This window comes from Sorangium sp. So ce1335, from assembly GCF_051521615.1.
GTDB lineage: Bacteria > Myxococcota_A > Polyangia > Polyangiales > Polyangiaceae > Sorangium.
The window spans coordinates 12185512-12202725 of sequence record NZ_CP150363.1 but is presented as its reverse complement, the minus strand read 5'-3'; the positions used below and the strand labels follow the sequence as shown (position 1 = coordinate 12202725).

Annotated in this window: 15 protein-coding genes; 8 read left to right on the top strand and 7 right to left on the bottom strand. The window is 71.7% G+C overall.

What is annotated here, in order from left to right:
• Positions 1-29: 29 nt before the first annotated feature.
• The 3 genes from WMF24_RS45495 to WMF24_RS45485 form a co-directional block, all read right to left on the bottom strand.
• Positions 30-1502, bottom strand: coding sequence for a pyridoxal phosphate-dependent decarboxylase family protein (locus WMF24_RS45495; protein ID WP_437733738.1), 1473 nt, complete (start codon positions 1500-1502; stop codon positions 30-32).
• A 142-nt stretch (positions 1503-1644) separates the two neighbouring features.
• Positions 1645-2130 (bottom strand): SsrA-binding protein SmpB, encoded by a 486-nt coding sequence (gene smpB, locus WMF24_RS45490; RefSeq protein WP_437733737.1) that lies wholly within the window; start codon positions 2128-2130, stop codon positions 1645-1647.
• Positions 2131-2579: 449 nt separating this feature from the next.
• The gene (locus tag WMF24_RS45485) at positions 2580-2942 is read right to left on the bottom strand and encodes a hypothetical protein (RefSeq protein WP_437733736.1); all 363 of its coding nucleotides are present in this window, start codon (positions 2940-2942) and stop codon (positions 2580-2582) included.
• Here WMF24_RS45485 and WMF24_RS45480 point away from each other — a divergent pair.
• Together WMF24_RS45480 and WMF24_RS45475 are read left to right on the top strand one after the other, a co-directional pair.
• Complete coding sequence (locus WMF24_RS45480; RefSeq protein WP_437733735.1) at positions 2941-3516, top strand: glycoside hydrolase family 11 protein; 576 nt, start codon at positions 2941-2943, stop codon at positions 3514-3516. The genes WMF24_RS45485 and WMF24_RS45480 overlap by 2 nt on opposite strands.
• Before the next feature lie 404 nt (positions 3517-3920).
• On the top strand, positions 3921-5480 hold the full coding sequence (locus WMF24_RS45475; protein ID WP_437733734.1) for a hypothetical protein: 1560 nt from the start codon (positions 3921-3923) through the stop codon (positions 5478-5480).
• Positions 5481-5990: 510 nt separating this feature from the next.
• Here WMF24_RS45475 and WMF24_RS45470 read toward each other — a convergent pair.
• Positions 5991-7151, bottom strand: coding sequence for a glycoside hydrolase family 11 protein (locus WMF24_RS45470; protein WP_437733733.1), 1161 nt, complete (start codon positions 7149-7151; stop codon positions 5991-5993).
• Positions 7152-8122: 971 nt separating this feature from the next.
• Here WMF24_RS45470 and WMF24_RS45465 point away from each other — a divergent pair.
• Positions 8123-9028 carry a hypothetical protein gene (locus WMF24_RS45465; RefSeq protein WP_437733732.1) on the top strand — a complete coding sequence of 302 codons (906 nt, stop codon included), beginning with the start codon at positions 8123-8125 and terminating at the stop codon, positions 9026-9028.
• A 31-nt stretch (positions 9029-9059) separates the two neighbouring features.
• Here the strand turns inward: WMF24_RS45465 and WMF24_RS45460 are convergent, their stop codons facing one another.
• Positions 9060-10244: a cytochrome P450 gene (locus WMF24_RS45460; RefSeq protein ID WP_437733731.1), complete on the bottom strand. Its 1185-nt coding sequence runs from the start codon at positions 10242-10244 to the stop codon at positions 9060-9062.
• Positions 10245-10322: 78 nt separating this feature from the next.
• Positions 10323-11729, bottom strand: coding sequence for a hypothetical protein (locus WMF24_RS45455; protein WP_437733730.1), 1407 nt, complete (start codon positions 11727-11729; stop codon positions 10323-10325).
• A 307-nt stretch (positions 11730-12036) separates the two neighbouring features.
• Between WMF24_RS45455 and WMF24_RS45450 the strand changes: the two genes are divergently transcribed.
• The 4 genes from WMF24_RS45450 (at position 12037) to WMF24_RS45435 (ending at position 15075) form a co-directional block, all read left to right on the top strand.
• Positions 12037-12621, top strand: coding sequence for an RNA polymerase sigma factor (locus tag WMF24_RS45450; protein ID WP_437733729.1), 585 nt, complete (start codon positions 12037-12039; stop codon positions 12619-12621).
• Positions 12561-13322 (top strand): zf-HC2 domain-containing protein, encoded by a 762-nt coding sequence (locus WMF24_RS45445; RefSeq protein WP_437733728.1) that lies wholly within the window; start codon positions 12561-12563, stop codon positions 13320-13322. Before WMF24_RS45450 ends, WMF24_RS45445 begins: the two co-directional genes overlap by 61 nt.
• A gap of 34 nt (positions 13323-13356) precedes the next feature.
• Positions 13357-14460: a cytochrome c biogenesis protein/redoxin gene (locus tag WMF24_RS45440; RefSeq protein ID WP_437733727.1), complete on the top strand. Its 1104-nt coding sequence runs from the start codon at positions 13357-13359 to the stop codon at positions 14458-14460.
• Between the two features lie 132 nt (positions 14461-14592).
• A complete protein-coding gene (locus tag WMF24_RS45435) occupies positions 14593-15075 on the top strand; it encodes a DoxX family protein (protein ID WP_437733726.1) in 483 nt (160 codons plus the stop codon).
• Between the two features lie 73 nt (positions 15076-15148).
• Here WMF24_RS45435 and mutT read toward each other — a convergent pair whose 3' ends face one another.
• A complete protein-coding gene (gene mutT, locus WMF24_RS45430) occupies positions 15149-15577 on the bottom strand; it encodes an 8-oxo-dGTP diphosphatase MutT (RefSeq protein WP_437733725.1) in 429 nt (142 codons plus the stop codon).
• A gap of 589 nt (positions 15578-16166) precedes the next feature.
• On the opposite strand from mutT, the gene purM reads away from it, so the two are divergent.
• A complete protein-coding gene (gene purM / locus WMF24_RS45425) occupies positions 16167-17213 on the top strand; it encodes a phosphoribosylformylglycinamidine cyclo-ligase (RefSeq protein ID WP_437733722.1) in 1047 nt (348 codons plus the stop codon).
• The last annotated feature ends 1 nt before the right edge of the window (position 17214 follow it).

The following is a 17214-nucleotide window of genomic DNA, read 5'->3' as shown; positions in this document are numbered from 1 at the left end:
TGGCCCAGCACGAGGTGCGCCAGGTTGGGTCATCTCCGCTGGTGGCCGTCGCCGAGCTCTTCAAGCACCTCCGCGAGGCTCGACGCGACGTCGGCGAGCGCCGCGTTCACGCGGTCCGCGTGCGTCCTGAAGCTCAGGATGCACATCCGCAGCAGGAACCGCCCCCCGGCAACGACCCCGGTGAGCAGCACCCGCTGCTTCGCGTTCACCCGCGCGAGGAGGCGCCGGTTGAGCGCGTCGAGCGCCGGCCCGTCGTCGACGCCGAGCGGGCGCGCCCTGAAGGCGAGGAGCGACAGCTCGGGCTCCGCCACGACCTCGATATGCGCCGTCTGCCGGAGCGCATCGGCCGCGGCGCGCGCGAGCGTGAGCTTCTCGTCGAGCTCGGCCCGGAAGACGGACGCCCCGTGCATCTTCAGCGGGAGCCACACCCGCAGCCCGCGCGCGTCGCGCGACAGCTCGGGGCTCATCGCGCAGAAATCGACGAGATCGTCCTCTGCCTGCATCGGCGGCATGTACGACGCGGAGAGCGCGTGCGCGCGCCGGAGCGCCTCGCGATCGCGCACGGCGAGGCAGCCCGTCCCGTACGGCAAGAAGAGGCTCTTGTGCGGGTCCAGCGTCACCGAGTCGGCGCGCTCGATCCCCCGCATCGCCGCGCGCCCCCTCTCGGTGAGCGCGAAGAAGCCGCCGTAGGCCGCGTCGACGTGCAGCCAGAGGCGCTCGGCCTCGGCGAGGCCGGCGAGGGCGGGCAGATCGTCGACAGCGCCGGTGCTCGTCGTGCCCGCGGAGGCGACGAGCAGGAAGGGCGAGAGGCCGCGCGCCCGGTCGCGCGCCACCGCCTCCGCCGCCGCGTCGGGCCGCATGCGAAAGCGCCCGTCCACGGGGATCTCGCGCACCGCTTCCGGCGGGAAGCCGGCGAGGAGCGCGGCCTTCTTCACCGAGTGGTGCGCTTCCTCCGAGGCATAGAGCGTCCCTCGCAGGAAGTCCGGCGGCAGGCGCTCGCGGCGCGCGGTGATCACCGCGACGAGGTTCGCGAGCGAGCCGCCCGTCGTGAGGATCCCCCCCGAGCCCTCGGGCAGGCCGAGCATGGCGCAGAACCAGGCGATCACGTTCGCCTCGATCTGCACGAGCAGGGGGGCGGCCTGGAAGACGCCCACATACCTGTTCACCGCGTCGCCGATCAGATCGGCCACCGCCGCGTGGAAGAGCCCGCCGCCCGGGATATACCCCATGTACCCGGGAGATGCGGTGTTCAGGCTCATCGGAATGACCTTGCCGAAGAGCCTGCGGAGGAGCTTCTCGTAAGGCACGCCGCGCTCCGGCAGCGGCTCGCGGAGCGAGCGCGCGAGCCGCTTTCCTCCCCGCGTCGCGTGCATCGGCTGCTCCGGCAGGCTCTCGATGTGCGGCACGATGCGGTCCATCGCGAGCTCGACCATCTCGCGCATGACGTCGCCCGGCAGCTCGAGCGGGTGCGGGCCTGACGGCGGGAGTTTCTGGCGGGCCAAGGCGCGCCATCCTACGTCATCGCGCGCTCCGGGTCGCGCGGCGCCCGGGCGAGGGCGCCCAGCGAAGCGCGCCGCCTGCTCTGGCGCGGGCGCCGGCTCGCGATCCACGCCCGCGCTCGTCCTCAGCGAGCTCGCCGGAGCGTCACGCGCGCCCGTACCATCGCTCTCCGTGCCTCGCCACGGCGCGCGCCTCGCGCTCGGCGTCCTGCGCCTTGATGGCCTCGCGCTTGTCGTGGGTCTTCTTCCCCCTGGCCAGCGCGATCTCGACCTTGACCAGACCGCTCTTGAAGTAGAGCCGGGTCGCGACGGCGGTCATCCCCTCGCGGGCGATCGAGAGGTCGATTCGCTCGATCTCGCGCCTGTGGAGGAGGAGCTTGCGCGCGCCCTTCGGCACGTGGCCGAAGGCGCCCGCCATCGCGGCGATGCTCACGCCGTGCAAGAACGCCTCGCCCCGGGAGATCGTACAGAACGAGTCGGTCAAGTCGGCCTTGCCGGCGCGGAGCATCTTCACCTCGCTCCCCTTGAGGACAATCCCCGCCTCGAACCGGTCGCCGAGGTCGAGATCGAAGCTCGCGCGCTTGTTGCGCGCGATGAGCGCCTCGCCCGGCCTGGTCTTCTCCTTCGGCACGAGGCGACCTTACCACGGCGCGCCCGTGCCCCCGCTCACACGCTTCGGGCCGGCGAGCTCCCCTCCACCAGCGAGCGCAGCGCCCCTCGGGATCCCGCCCGCGCTGCCGGCGCCGCCCGACAGACCAGGCCGGGCGCTTCGAGCCCGACGCCCGGGCGCGCTCCTCCCAGCAAGGGTCCCGGCAGCGCCTCGCGGGCGGCCACGATGCCTCCGCCCGTTCGGCCGCTTCGCGGCGGACTGCCTCGGCAGCTATTTGCAGGCCCACCGCAACCGGGGTGATCTCGCGACCTCGTTCTCAACCTGAACGGGTCGAGCCAGAGGGCTCCGGCGACCGGAACACCCCTCCGGGGGGGAGTGGCCACAGATAACGGGTGCGAGTAGTGATCACAAAGCCAACATCCGGGAATAAGCCCGGATAGGCAAGGAGGAGACGTGCGTACAACTTCACTTCAAAACTTCGCTCTCATCTTAGGCTTCGTTGCCTTGGGCTGCTCGGCGGCGGACGATTCTCCCTCGGACGCCGGCTCGGGGGGCGGCCCCGCTGGCTCGGGCGGCGTGACGACGAGCGGCGCGACGACGGGCAGCGGCCCCGGCGGCACGGGTGGCGCGAGCGGGTCGACGAGCGCGACAACGACGACGGGCGGACCGGCGACGACGGGGGCCGGGGGCGCGGACGCAACGTCGAGCTCGAGCACTACCTCGAGCTCGAGCACCACGGCGAGCTCGAGCGCCAGCACCACAACGAGCTCGAGCACCACAACGAGCTCGAGCGCGACCGGCGGCACCCCCACCGCGTGCAACGAGCCCGACATGGAGGTCTGCAGCGATCAGATCGGCACGCATTGCGGGCTCACCTTCGAGTACTGGAAGGACCGCGGGAACGGGTGCCTGACCAACACGGCTGACGGCTTCAGCGTGGAGTGGAACAACATCAACAACCTGCTGGGCCGCAAAGGCGTGAGGCCGGGCGGAAAGGACGTCATCGTCACCTACGAGGCCGATTACAGGCCCAACGGCAACTCGTACCTCGGCGTCTACGGGTGGACCAAGAGCCCGCTCATCGAGTACTATATCATCGATAGCTGGGGTACCTGGCGTCCGCCGGGCGGAGAAGGGTTCGTGGGGACCGTCACCAGCGACGGCGGCACCTACGACATCTACAAGACCCAGCGCGTCAACCAGCCGTCCATCGAGGGCACCGCGACCTTCTACCAGTTCTGGAGCGTCCGCCAGCAGAAGCGCACGAGCGGGACCATCACCGTCGCCAACCACTTCGACGCGTGGGGGCGCCAGGGGCTGACCCTGGGGAGCTTCTATGAGGTCTCGCTCGTGGTGGAGGGGTACCAGAGCAGCGGCAGCGCCGATGTGAAGGTCTCGATGCAGTGATCGCTCGGCCTTGAGCATCGCTCCTTGAGCATCGTTTCGTGCAGCAACCAGGAGACGTGAGCATTCACGGGCTGGGAGGGGCTCTGATCGCCGGCGCCCAGGACACATGAGCGGCGCCTTCCCGGAATGTCAGGTGGCGGGTCACGGCGCCAGCCGGCGCGCGGCGAGCAGCCGCGCGACCGGCGGCGCCGGCGCCCCGCGGGTTGTGGAGTGAGCGCTTTCCTTTCCCCTCGGCTCATCGCAGTCGGCAGCGTTCTTTTCGCGACGAAAGATTGACCCGCTTATCTGCTCGGAAGCCACGTTGCCGTGCAGTGCGACCAGCCGCTGGCTGACGCCCCGTCCGGGGCTCGCCCCGCGGCTGCGTGGGAGCACGCACCCGGCGTCCAGCGGTTACCAGGAGCACCATGCGAAACAACGATCAGGCAAGCCTGTCCACCGTGTCATTCGGCAAGATATCGCAGCGAACGTTCGGCCTCCTCTCGTGCGTCACGGCCTTGCTGCTGGGAGCATGCAGCAGCGAAGATCCCGACGCTGGGGGCACCGGCGGGGCCGGGGGCGTGGGCTCCCAGGAGCCTGGGCCGAGCGTCAGCGGGACCGGCGGCGGCGGGGCGTCCACTTCCATCTCCACCTCCGGCTCCGGCTCCACCGGGCCCACGGCCTCCTCGTCGACCGGAGATGCCTCCGGCACCGGCGGATCGAGCGGGACGGGCAGCGCCCACACGAAGGATCATTGCCTCGAAGGCTTCGATCCCCACCCCACCGACGCGATGATGAAGGACGGTCCGGAGGAGTTCGTCAAGAACGGCCAGGTCGATCTCACGGTTCAGCCGGAGGTCATCGCCTGGATGCAGGAGAACGAGTGGCAGGCCGCCCATTTCGAGTGGCACAGCATCCGGCGCTGCAATGGCGGTGGCCTCGGCGGCATGAGCAGGGTCAATATCTGCAGATCGTCGGTCCCGGTCCCGGCGGACCAGGAGTGCAAGACGACGGGCGATGGCTTCCAGTTCCTCGCCATGCACCGGCACATGATCGAGTCGCTGAAGCAGCTCTGGCCGAACCACACGGAGCAGTTCGAGGGGTTCAAGAAGTTCCCGACGACGGCGGAGGAGCTGCCCCAGCAGTGGAGGGCCGACTTCAGGCCCTGGAGCGCCACGACGATCGCCAACGCGAAGATCGCCGACGAGATCGACAAGCCGGAGAACCTGAGCCGTTTCCCCGACGAGGGCGCGCTCGGCATGTGGCTCCAGTGCTTCGCCGGCCAGGCCATCCCCGGTTCGAGCTTGACGGCCAGCGGCCTGCACGGGGAGCTCCACTTCAAGTGGGTGCGCAGCAACAACACCGACCACGGCCTCGGCAACCAGTTCACGAACATCGACAACTACATGTTCTGGAAGCTGCACGGCTGGATCGACAACGTCTGGGAGAAGTACCGCGTCGCCAAGGGCATGTCGCCGGACGACCCGGCGCTGAGGGACGCGGTCGCGGCCCAGTGCTACGAGATGGATGCGATCGCCCGGGTCATCAATCCTTCGTTGGACCCGGATCCGGTGGATCCCCTGCCCACGGAGTCCGGCGTGTTCCACACCTCGGTCCGTCCGATCCTCGAGAGCTCGATCAACAAGTGCAGCGGCTGCCACGCCGCGCCGTCGACGGGTCCGCAGGCAGGTCTGTCGCTCGGCGGCGACATCAGCTCGGCGGACATCGTCGCGGGCCTCGTCAACAAGCCGTCGAGGGGCGGTGGGCAGTTCAAGCTCGTGGAGCCGGGCAGGCCGGACCAGAGCTGGCTCTACCTCAAGGCCTCAGGCACGGCTGGCAACGCGGGGTGTAGGCCTTCCGCCACGGCGACCTGCAACCCGAGCGTCATGCCGCAGACCGCGGACAACAAGCCGACCCTGACGAGCGCCGAGCTCGCGACCCTCCGCCAGTGGATCCAGGACGGCGCGCCCGCGCCGACGCGGCAGTAGGCCCGCCCCGGACCGCCTCCTCCACGGGCCGCTCGTCCTGCGCACGGGCGGCCCGTGGGTGGCAGCGCGCGCGGCGCGCGAAACGGGCGCCCGCGACTCTCACCGAAAACAGGTCGCAGAAGATCGAACCGCCAGGGCGCCAAGAACGCCAGACGGTCGAGATCCCCTGGCGTCCTTGGCGCCCTGGCGGTTCCCAGAGGCCCGCACGCTTGGCGAAAGTACCGCACTACCCAGGCGCGTGCGGCGCGCGCGGCGCGTTCGGCGCGTGGGGGGTGAACCTGGTCTGGAGGGGGTTTGCGGGGCCGCGTGCCGACCGCGACGCGGATCCGAAGAGAGCTCGCCCGGGCCGCGCCCGCGCGGCAGACGTCGCTGCCGCGCGAGCGGACCAGGGTCGTTCATGGGATCGAGCGGCTGGCCGCCCGCAGGCGCACCTGGCGCGGCCGCCGCTCGTCGGGGCCTCATCGCGTCGCGCGACGCTCACCGCGGCGCGCGACGCTCAGGGCCCGGCGCTCAGCGCATCTGCACCTTCACATCAGCAGACCCGCTGCTCTGGTACCCCTCCACGACCATCGAGACTTCGTACAGGTTCCCCAGGTTCATCCCCAGGCGCTGCCACGCGTTGAAGTGGTTGGCCACGGTGATGGTTCCGCTCGTGCGCTTGTCCTTGCGGACGCTCCAGAACTGGTAGAACGTCTTCGTGCCTTCGATGGAGGGCTGGTTGACGCGCTGGGTCCGGTAGATGTCATAGGTACCGCCGTCGCTGGTGACGGTGCCCATGAACCCTTCGCCGCCCGGCGGACGCCAGCTGCCCCAGCTATCGATGATGTAGTACTCGATGAGCGGGCCCGTCGTCCACCCGTAGACGCCCAGGTAGGAATTGCCGTTGGGCCGGTAGTTGGCCTCGTAGGTGACGATCTGGTTCTTCGAGCCAGGCCTGATGCCCTTACGGCCCAGCAGGTTGTTGATGTTGCTCCACTCCACGCTGAAGCCGTTGGCGGTGTTCGTCTGGCACCCGCTCCCGTTGTCCTTCCAGTACTCGAAGGTCATGCCGCAGTGGGTGCCCGTTTGATTGGCGCAGACCCTCTGATCGGGTGAGTTGCACGAGCTGCCGCCGCCGCCGGAGCCGCCCGCGCCGCCGCTACCACCGGCGCCGCCCGCGCCGCCCGCGCCGCCGGCGCCGCCGCCGCCGCCGAAGCCGCCCGTCCCCGCGCTGCTGCTCGACGACGCGCTCGTGCTGCTGCTCGACGTCGTGCTGCTGCTCGACGAGGAGGAGGCGCCCGTGACGACGTTGCCGCCGTTGCCGGTGACCGACGCGACCGTGGGCCGCCCGGAGCCTGACGCGCAGAACCCCCACGTCGTCGACTGGCCCGCATCCAGCGCGCCGTTGAAATTTACGTTCGTGGCGGTGAACTGCCCGTTCCCCTCCGTGACGTTCACGTTCCACGCCTGGGGCCTCGTCGAGCCGTTGAGCCCGACGACGACGCTCCAGCCGCTCGTCTTCGAGCGGTTCTCGTTCTTGACGGTCACGTCCGCGCAGTAGCCCTGCCCCCAGTCGTTCGTGACCTTGACATCCGCCGACATGGATCCGTCCGCGCTCTTCACGGCGGAGTCCAGCACGTCGAAGTCCTCGCCCTCGATCGGCTCGACGCTGCACGCGAGCAGACCACACACGATCGAAGCGGAGAAGCAGCCAAGTAAGCCAGCGATGCGCATTTAAGTTTTCTCCATGATCGGACCGGTCGAGCCGCGGGTTTGCTTGCGATGGATCTGTGAACCATCGAGGCGCCAGCGAGCGCTCCGATCCATTGGTTAAAGTTCCAGTTTCCCGGCCAGCCTGCTCGTGATCCCGGTGACCACGGATGCACCCGCCGGCCTGCGCCGACCACATGCCTGGCAATCACGATGTTTGTCGGATAGACACCCACACACGAACACCCCCTATGATGGGGCCGGGCATCAACGCAGAAAAAGCAAGAACATCTCGGACGCGCAGCAACAAGAAGCAAGTCGACCCGGCAGTAGCCCCACCCGGAGTCGACCCTTGTGCGATCCTGCAACCAACTGCGGCGCCCGGTCGAGTACGGTCCGGACCGCCAAGGGGATTTGGATATTGAACCAGAGATGAGGAGTAAGTCAAGACTCTTTTCTTTGTCGCGGCCGTTTGGTTCTGCGGTGTCTTGAAAGCGCTTGCCCAATACAGTCACGTTGCGCGCATGGGCTCGCCCATAGAACCCAGAGTCGTTCACTCTCCTGGAAAAGCGACGATGTGTCGATAATCGACCCATGCCGCCTGCAGGTCCTCTCTTGAAGTGCTCCAGCCCACGAGCGCTTGTCCTCCTTCGAATCGGCGTCGCCTACGCGGCGCGGGCGGCCTTCCGTGCGCCGCCCGGCCTGCGGCGCCGGGTCATCCGGTGTTGCGGTGAAACTCCACGAGGAACCGCGCCGGACCGTCGGGGTCGCTCCGATGCAGCACCTCTGGCGCGAGGACCGATGGGCGCTCCAGGTCGAGGAGCGATCTCTCGATCGCCGAGCCCGTCCGTGGGGTGGTGGAGCCGCCCGGAGACAGTGTGGGTCACGACCTACACGCCGGGTTCTCTCTCCATCTGCCAGGTGGACGTGCGACAACCCGCGGAAGGATGTCGATGCGAAACAGGTACTCCGAAGGCGGCAGTTATGTGACGGGCCAGGCCAGCGGGCCCGACAGCGGTTGGATCGTGATGGCGATGGACGACATCGCCGCCAAGGGCATCGCCCACTCCGGCCTGTTCAGCTGGCGGCGGCCGACGCTGACGCCGGTGAAGATGAAGATGTTCCGGACCGCCTTCGCGGCGTGGCTGCCCGACAGCGAGGAGGCGGTCTTCGTCGGCGAGGACGGCCAGTGCGCCGTGGTGGGGCCGGGCGGGCAGATCGCCGACGAGCTCGTGACCGCGAGCCCGCGCGCGCCGCAGAACACGGGCCCGCTGCGCAGCGGCGCGCGGATCGGGGATCAGGTCGTCGTCGTCGGCATGCAGCGACAGGTGTACCGGCGCGAGCGTGCCGGCGTCTGGGTGGACCTGATGCGAGGTCTGCCCGACGCGGAGCCCGGCAAGGTGGCCGGCTTCGAGGCCGTCGCGGCGGTGCAGCCGTCGGAGCTCTACGCCGCCGGGTGGGACGGCGAGCTGTTCTGCTTCGACGGCCAGGCGTGGCGCAAGCTCGACAGCCCGACCGACCGCATCATCACCGGGCTCGGGGTCGACGCCGATGGCGCCGTGTGGGGCTGCGGACGCAACGGCCTGGTGCTGAGAGGCCGGGGGGACGATTGGCGGCTGGTCCCCGAGGCGGCCTGTCCCGACGACCTGTGGTCCATCGCGCCGTTCCAGGGGCGCGTCTTCGCCGCGAGCCTGCGCCGGCTCTATTGCATCGAGGGCGGGAAGGTCGAGCCGCTCGACCTCGAGACGCTCGGGGCCAGCTCGTTCGGCGTGCTGAGCGCTCTCGGCGACACGCTGTGGTCCGTCGGCGCCAAGGACGTGTTGAGCTTCGACGGGCAGCGGTGGAGCCGGGTGGCGTGAGCGCTGCAGCGTCCACGCCGCAGGGGGTCATTCAAAGCACGTACCGGACCCAGCACTCCTTCAGCCCTCGCAGCAGCAGGGAGAGGTTCCATTCGGGCTCCCTGCCGCCGACCCGCTCGAAGCGCCCCGGGAGGGACGCCAGCACCTCGATCCCGATCTTCGCCTCGGCGCGCGCGAGGGCCGCGCCGAGGCAGAAGTGGACGCCGTGGCCGAACGACAGCCCCACCTGCCGCTCGCGGTCGATATCGAACCGATCCGGGTCCGGGAAGACCTGCTCGTCGCGGTTCGCCGAGCCGATGAGCGCCGCGACGAACGCGCCCGCCGGCACCGTGACGCCCCGGATCTCCACGTCGGTCTTCGCCTGCCGCAAAGCGATCTGGCCGGGCGGCTCGAACCGCAGCACCTCCTCGAGGAAGGCCGGGATCAGCGCCGGGTCCGCGCGGATCCGCGCGTACACCTCGGGGTGATCCATGAGGAGCACCAGCGCGGCGTTGAGCAGGTGGGTCGTCGTCTCGAACCCGGCGGCCAGCAGCACGAAGAGGAAGCTCACGAGCTCGGGCTCGGTGAGCGCGGCGCCGTCGATCCGGGCCGCCAGGAGGTCGCTCACGAGATCGTCCCGCGGCGCTGCGCGGCGCGCCGCGATGACCTCCAGGAGGTACCGCTCGAGCTCGACGATGGTGGCGCGGATGCCCGGCCTCATCTCCGGCGTGGCCGCGGCGGTGGCGACGAAGTCCGCGGTCCAGCGCTGGAAATTGGCGCGCAGCGCCGGGTCGAGGCCGAGGAGATCGGCGATGGCCGCCGCCGGGATGGGCATCGCGAGCTCGGCGTAGAAGTCGAGCTCGCGCCCGGGGGTCAGCCGCTCGACGAACTCCCGGGTCACCGCGCGCAGCACGGGCTCGATCCGCGGGACCACGCGCGCGCCGAACGCGCGGCTCACGATGGCCCGGGTCTTCGTGTGAGCCGGCGGGTCCATGAGCAGCAGCGAGTCCGCCATGGGATTGCGATCGAGCCAGGGCGGGAGCACCCCCACCCGGCCGCCCTGCGCGGAGAACACGTCGGTGTTCTTGAGGGCGAAGACGACGTCATCGTAGCGGCTGAGCGCCCAGAGGCCTCCCGGGTCGACCTGGCACACCGGATCGGAGCGGCGCAGCTCCGCATAATACGGATACGGGTTCGCGCGCAGCTCCGGAGAGAGCAGATTCAATCGATGGCTCATGTGTCCTCTCTGGTGTCGGACAATCGGATGAAGCCCCTCATGGTACGCGCGTCCCGGAGCACGTCGCCAGCCTGGGCTTTACATTCCCGGACAGGATCGTGCCTCGGCCCATCCGGACAGCACGCGGCGGACGCGCTCGAGATAACCGCTCTCGCGCACGATCTCCTGGTAATCCGGCACGGCGCCGACCCACTGCCGCATGCGCACGTTCGGCGTGTCGGTGAGGTACATCGTGGGGAGCCCCAGGAGCGCGGGGCCATCCATGCCCGCGGTCGTGACGCCGAGCTGGCCGACGACGCCGTGGGCTCGCCTCAGGTGCTCGAAGAACTGGAGCTGCGCCCGACGCATGTCGAGCTGCCGGAAGGCGGGGTCCTTCCAGAAGAGGGTCATGTCCACCGCGCCCTCGGGGACCTGTCCGCCGCGAAGCGCGTCGCCGGTCAACACGGGCACGAGCCCCGTGCCTCGTACGAGGTCCGTCAGCTCGAGGAGCTCGGCGTGCGTCGTGTTGCGGTGCGGGTGGTGGAGCCCCTCGCGGATCCAGAGCAGCACCTTCTTCCGGCACGACGCTCCCGCCGGCGCCTCCGCGAGCCTGCGATCGACCCAGCCGGTCACCGATCCCGGGATCGGCGCGTCCCCGAGGAACGCCGCGCGGAGCCGCCGCTGGGCGGAGGACGGCCCGGCCTTGAAGGCGCGCGCGACGATCTCCGTCGTCTGCTTCATCGCGCGCGGGCGCGAGCGGTACGCCTGAAGGTGGTCGCCAAGGCCCGCGTCGCGCAGAAACGCCTCGGCGTGCGGTGTTCCGGCCTTGCCTGGCTCGACCTGAATGGCCGCGCCAGCGAGGACGGCGGCCGCGGCGACGTGCCATCCCTCGCCGAACGAGAAGCCGCTCTCGGTGTGGAACGTGTACGCGTGGTTCCGCTCCTCGATGATCCTGCGCGCGGCCCTGGCGGCGACCTCGGCCTTGTGGGCTGCCGCGCGCGCCGCGCGTGCGACCTTCGACCGGGGCGCGCCGGCCTCGAGCTCCGCGGCGCTGATCTCGGCAGCGCGGGCCGAGGCCTCGGCGCCGGCCACGATCGCCTCCGCGCGCCGCCAACCGTCGTCGCAGGCCTCCCGCGTCGGCGCGCGCTGGGCGCTCAACGAGAGCTGGACCGCCCCGTGAAGGGCGTCCTCCGCTCGGGCCGCGTGGGCTCTCGCCAGCGTCGACCGGGCGCCCATGCTCGTCGCCAGGGCTCGTTCTCCTCCAGCGGCGAGCTCCTGTTCCTGGAGGGCGGCGCGCTCCTCGTCGGCGGCGGCCAGCGCGCGATCCGCCCGCTCGATCGCGCGCTCGAGCAGACGTCGGTAGCGATCGCGCTGCCCCGGCGTGTGCAGCGTTGTCGCCAGGGCGAGCGCGGCGTCGAGGCTGTCCGCGGCGTCGCGCTCGAGGTCCTGCGCGGCGAGCACCTCGGCGACAGCCATGCACACCGGCTCGGGGCCCTCGGTCATCATGAGCTGCTCTATAGCGTCGCTTCTCCAGGGGGGTGCCGGATCACATCAGGGCCCAGGCCGCGCGACGGAGGGCCGCCGTCCGGCCCCCCTGCGCCGCCAGCCGCCGCCCCCCTGCGCCGCCAGCCGTCCACCCCGCTGCGCCGCCAGCCGCCGCCCCGCCTGCGCCGCCAGCCGCCGCCCACCGGTGGGCCAGGCCACATCGCCGTCAAGATCCCGCGGGGTCAGGAACTTTTCGCGGGCGTCGCCGTGTCCTTTGATTGTCCGGGGAACGAGGCAGCGTGAAGCCCCCGTCCTCCCGGCCCAGGCCATGCGCACGTTTCCCCACACCTCGTTCCTCGACCGGCTGCTCGCCGAGCTCCCGTGCCTCCTGCGGGCGGCGCGTCGCCTGACGCGCTCGGAGCAGGACGCCGAGGACCTGGCGCAGGCGACCGTCGTGCGCGCGATCGAGCGGCACGCCGACCTGCGCGACGAGGATCGCATGCGCGCGTGGCTGCTCCGCATCGAGCGATCGGTGCTGCTCAACACGGCGCGCGGCGCGCGGCAGCGCCTCGAGGTGATCGAGGGCGGGCGCGGCGCCGAGTCGGTGCCGGAGCCGCAGGGAAATCTGGAGGCGGAGCTGCTCGAACGAGGCTTCGCCGACGAGGTCGAGCGCGCGCTCGCGCGCTTGCTCCCGGAGTGGCGTGAGGCGCTGCTCCTGCGCGAGGTCGAGGACCTTTCCTACGAGGAGATCGCCGATCTCCAGGGGTGCCCCGTGGGCACGGTGCGATCACGGCTCTCGCGGGCGCGGCTCGCGCTCGTCGAGGGCCTCTCCGAACGGCACGAGGAGACGTCATGGCAGGGTGCAACCGCGAGTGGTTCGAGAACATTTCGGCGTGGCACGACGACGAGGTGACGCCCGAGGACGCGGCGCGGATCGAGGCGCACGTCGCCGTCTGCGCGCCCTGCCGGCGCGCCGTGGAGCTCGTCGGCGGCGTGCGGCGCGCGCTCGTCGCGAGGGCGGACGGGGAGGTCCCGAGGCGGCTGCGCGACCGGGCGGAGGCCGCCGCGCGGAGCGCGCGCGCCGGGCGGGACGCGCGCGCGCGGCGCCGCGGCCCCTGGGCGATCACGGCCGCCCTCGCCGCGGCCGCGGCGGCCGCCGCGCTGCTCGTCGGCAGCCCGGGACGGGGCGTGGGCGCGGCGATGGCGGACGAGCTCGTCAGCCACCACGTGCGCGGCTTCGCGCGCGAGCGCCCGTGCGACTTCGAGTCCTCCGATCCGGACGCCGTCGCCGGCTGGCTCGAGGGGAAGCTCGGCTACGCCGTGACCGTCCCGGAGGTGTCCGGCGCCCGGCTGCTCGGGGCGCGGCTCTGCAAGATCGGCGACACGCGCACGGCGGCGCTCATGTACGCGAGCGGGGACAAGCCGCTCACGGTGTTCGTACCGCCGCCCGGCTCCGACGCGGCGACGGCGGCGCGCGCGCTCGCGGGGCGCGGCGTGGGGTGCACCGAGGGGCCGCTCGGCAACGCGATCTGCGCGAGGAGCGTGGAACAGCCGGTGCTCGCGGTCGCCGAGCTGGACGTCGCGGCGCTCGCGCCGGCGCTCGGCAGGCCCTGATCCAGCCCAGGGCGAGGACCCTTCACGAGGACCCATGACGACCGGTTCATTGCTGACGCTCTTCGGCGCGGGGCTGCTGACGTTCGCGTCGCCCTGCGTGCTCCCGATGCTCCCCGTCTACCTGTCGGCCCTCGGCGGCGCCGGGGCGCTCGGCGGCCCGGACGACGCCGCGGTGAGGCGCAGCGTGCGCCTCGCCGGCGTCGGCTTCGCGCTCGGCCTCGCGATCGTGCTCGTCGCGCTCGGCGCCGGCGCGTCGGCGATCGCCGCGGCGCTCGCGCCCCACCGGCGCGCGCTCACCGTCGCGTCCGGCGCGATCCTCGTGCTCTTCGGCGCGAAGCTCCTCGGCGTGCTGCGCCTGCCGTGGCTGGAGCGCGAGGCGCGCCCGCTCCTCTCCCGCCTGCCGCGCGCGGGCGGCTTCTGGGGGGGCCTGCTCTTCGGGGTCGCCTTCGCGGCGGGCTGGACGCCGTGCGTCGGCCCGGTGCTCGGCGCCGCGCTGACCTATGCGGCCAGCGCGGGCGCCGACCCGCTCACCGGCGCGATCCAGCTCGGCGCCTTCGCCGCGGGCCTCGCCGCGCCGCTCGTCGTCGCGGCCTTCGCCGGGCCCGCGGCCGTCGATCTCGCGCGCCGCCTGATGCCGGCCACGCCGGCCCTCCAGCGCGTGACGGGGGCGCTGCTCGTGGTCCTCGGGATCGCGTTCGCGACGGGCCGCCTGGACGCCCTCTCGACGGCGCCCGCGGCGGCCGTGGCGGAGAGCGCGCCCTGCGACGTCGGCCCTGCCGGCGCGTGCGCGGCCCCGGCGGGCGCGGTGGAGCAGGGCGACATCGCCCTGCCCGAGGGGAAGCCCCGGCTCGTCGAGTTCGAGAGCGCGCACTGCGCGGTGTGCGAGCGCATGGCGCCGCTCGTGAAGGAGCTCGAGGCGCGCTGCGCCAGGGAGGCCGATACGGTGGTGCGCATCCGGGTCGACGATCCTCGCGGGCAGGCCCTCGCGGCCCACTACGGCGTGCGCTTCGTGCCGACGTTCCTCACCGTCGACGCCGCCGGGCAGGAGGTGGAGCGCGCCGTCGGCGAGCTGCCTCCCCAGCGGCTCGCGGGCCTGCTCGGCGACGTCCGCGGCGAGGCTTGCCCCCCTGCGCTGTGAGGCCCCCACGGCGGGGGCTCGCTCTCCTCATCTCGCCAGATTCCCGCCAGATCCCCGTCTCGCCAGATCCCCGCCAGCCACCCGAGCTCCGCGGGGTGTCTTGTACCCGATCGGGCAGGAGATATCGTCCGGATGAGCAACAGAACATCGTTCACCGAAGCGAGATACAGCCAATGGGCGCCCCTGCTCATGCGCCTGGTCATGGGCCATGGATTCATCGTGCATGGCTGGGTGAAGCTCAGCAGAGGGCCCGCCAGGTTCGAGATGTTGCTCGCCCAGATCGGCGTCCCCTCCTCGAAGCTCGCGGCCTGGGTGGTGCCGCTCGTGGAGCTGCTGGGCGGCATCGCCGTCCTCGCGGGCGCGTTCATGGCGATCACGGCCGTTCCCCTCGTCGCCACGATGCTGGCGGCGATGTTCTCCGTTCACCTCGAGCATGGCTTCAGCTCCGTCAACACGATCGGATTGACGGCAGATGGCCCTGTATTTGGCCCTCCCGGGTACGAGATCAACCTTCTGTATATCGCGGGGCTGCTGTCCCTCGCGCTCGGCGGCGCAGGTGCGTTCTCCTTCGACGCGCTGATGGTCCGCCGACGAAGACAACGAGGACAAGCCTGACGTGCCGAGCCGCGCCCATTGACGCGGGCCGCGACGGTTCGCCGCTGCCGGCTCGCCCCCGGGCGACGAGGGACTAGCCTCCCGCGAGGCGCGCGCGCACCTTGGCGAGCACGGCGACGTCGGCGGGCGGAAAGAGCTCGTCCCGGAGCTCGTGCGCCTCGGCCCAGCGCACGGCGGCGACGTCGATCGCGGCCGGAGCGGGAGAGCCTTCGGAGAAGGAAGCTTCGTAGAAGAGCAGCAGCACCGGCTTCGTCGGATAGCGGTGATAGGTCACCTCGACGATGTCGCCGACGCGGGCCTCCACGCCGATCTCCTCGCGCAGCTCGCGGACGAGGGCGTCACGCGGATCCTCGCCGGGCTCGACCTTGCCGCCCGGAAACTCCCACGCGCCGGCGAGGTGGGCGCCCACCTTGCGCTGCGTGAGCAGCACGCGGCCCCGCTCGATGACGACGGCGGCGGCGACGAGGACGAGGGCAGGCGGCGACGAGGACGCGGCGGACATGGGCGCCTAGGATGTCGACTGCGGCGCGGAAAACAAGGCCGGAGAGCCGCTCACGACAGCACAGCAACGAAGGGACGCCACAGGCGAGAGACGGTCAGATCCAGTGAGAAGTTCGCGCTGGAGAATGGAAGGTGCCGCGAGTTGAGTGGGGCATGCGCGGTGCAGCGCGAGCTACCGGGCCGCGGCGCGAGCTACCGGGCCGCGGCGCGAGCTACCGGGCCGCGGCGCGGGCTACCGAGCCGCGGCGCGGGCTACCGAGCCGCGGCGCGGGTACCGAGCCGCGGCGCGGGTACCGAGCCGCGGCCCCGGGCGCGAGGAGCGGCCGCGCTCGGGGGGTGCCGTTCGGCGGCGCTGCGCCGTCCGGCGGCGGCGCCGCCGAGCGCGCCTCTGCCGGGATGGCGGCCGCGCTCGACGGCCGCGGCGAGCGGCGGGCGGTCTCGCCGGGAAGCAGGCGCGGCGGCTGCGCCGGGAAGCAGGCGCGGTGGCTGCGCCGGGAGGAGGCGGCGGCATCGCCGCGAAGGAGGGGCGGCGGCCTCGCCGGGAGCGAGCCCGCTTCCCTTTGCCGCCGAGGTATGGGATGGCGCCTGCCATGAGCGTCACGTACCGGGAAGCGGGGGTCGATATCGATGCAGGGGACGCGCTCGTCGAGCGCATCAAGCGGCTCGCCAAGCCGACGCGCACCCCCGAGGTGCTCGCCGACGTGGGCGGCTTCGCCGGCCTGTGCACCCTGCCGGCCGGCCTCAACGAGCCGGTGCTCGTCAGCGGCACCGACGGCGTCGGCACCAAGCTCAAGGTCGCCTTCGCCACGGGCGTCCACGACACCGTCGGCATCGATCTCGTCGCCATGTGCGTCAACGACGTGCTCACCGTCGGCGCGCGGCCGCTCTTCTTCCTGGATTACTTCGCCACCGGCAAGCTCGACGTCGACGTCGGCGAGGCGGTCGTCCGCGGCATCGCCGAGGGCTGCAAGCAGGCCGGCTGCGCGCTGCTCGGCGGCGAGACCGCCGAGCTGCCCGGCATGTACGCCCACGGCGAGTACGACCTCGCCGGCTTCGCCGTCGGCGTCGTCGAGCGCTCGCGCATCCTCGACGGCAAGCGGGTCGCGGCCGGCGACGCGGTGCTCGGCGTCGCGTCCAGCGGGCTGCACTCCAACGGCTACTCGCTCGCGCGGCGGGTGCTCGAGAAGGAGATGGGGCTGCGGATGACCGACCGCGTCGACGAGCTCGGCGGCACCGTGGGCGAGACGCTGCTCACCCCCACGCGGATCTACGCGCGCGCGATCTCGGCCCTGCTCGCGGCGTGCGGCGATGCGGTCCGGGGGCTGTCGCACATCACCGGCGGCGGCCTGCCGGGCAACCTGCCGCGCGTGCTGCCGGACGGGCTTGGCGCGCAGCTCGACCTCGGCTCGTACCAGAGGCCGGCCGTGTTCCAGGTGCTCCAGCGCGGCGGGCCGGTGGACGAGGCCGAGATGCGGCGCACGTTCAACCTCGGCGTCGGGCTCGTCGCCGTCGTCGACAAGCGCGCAGCCGACCGGGCCATCGAGGCGCTCGCCGGCTGCGGCGAGCGCGCCTGGGTGCTCGGAGAGGTGCTCTCGGTCGGCGACGTGCCCTTCGAGGAGCGCGTGCGGTTCGGCTGAG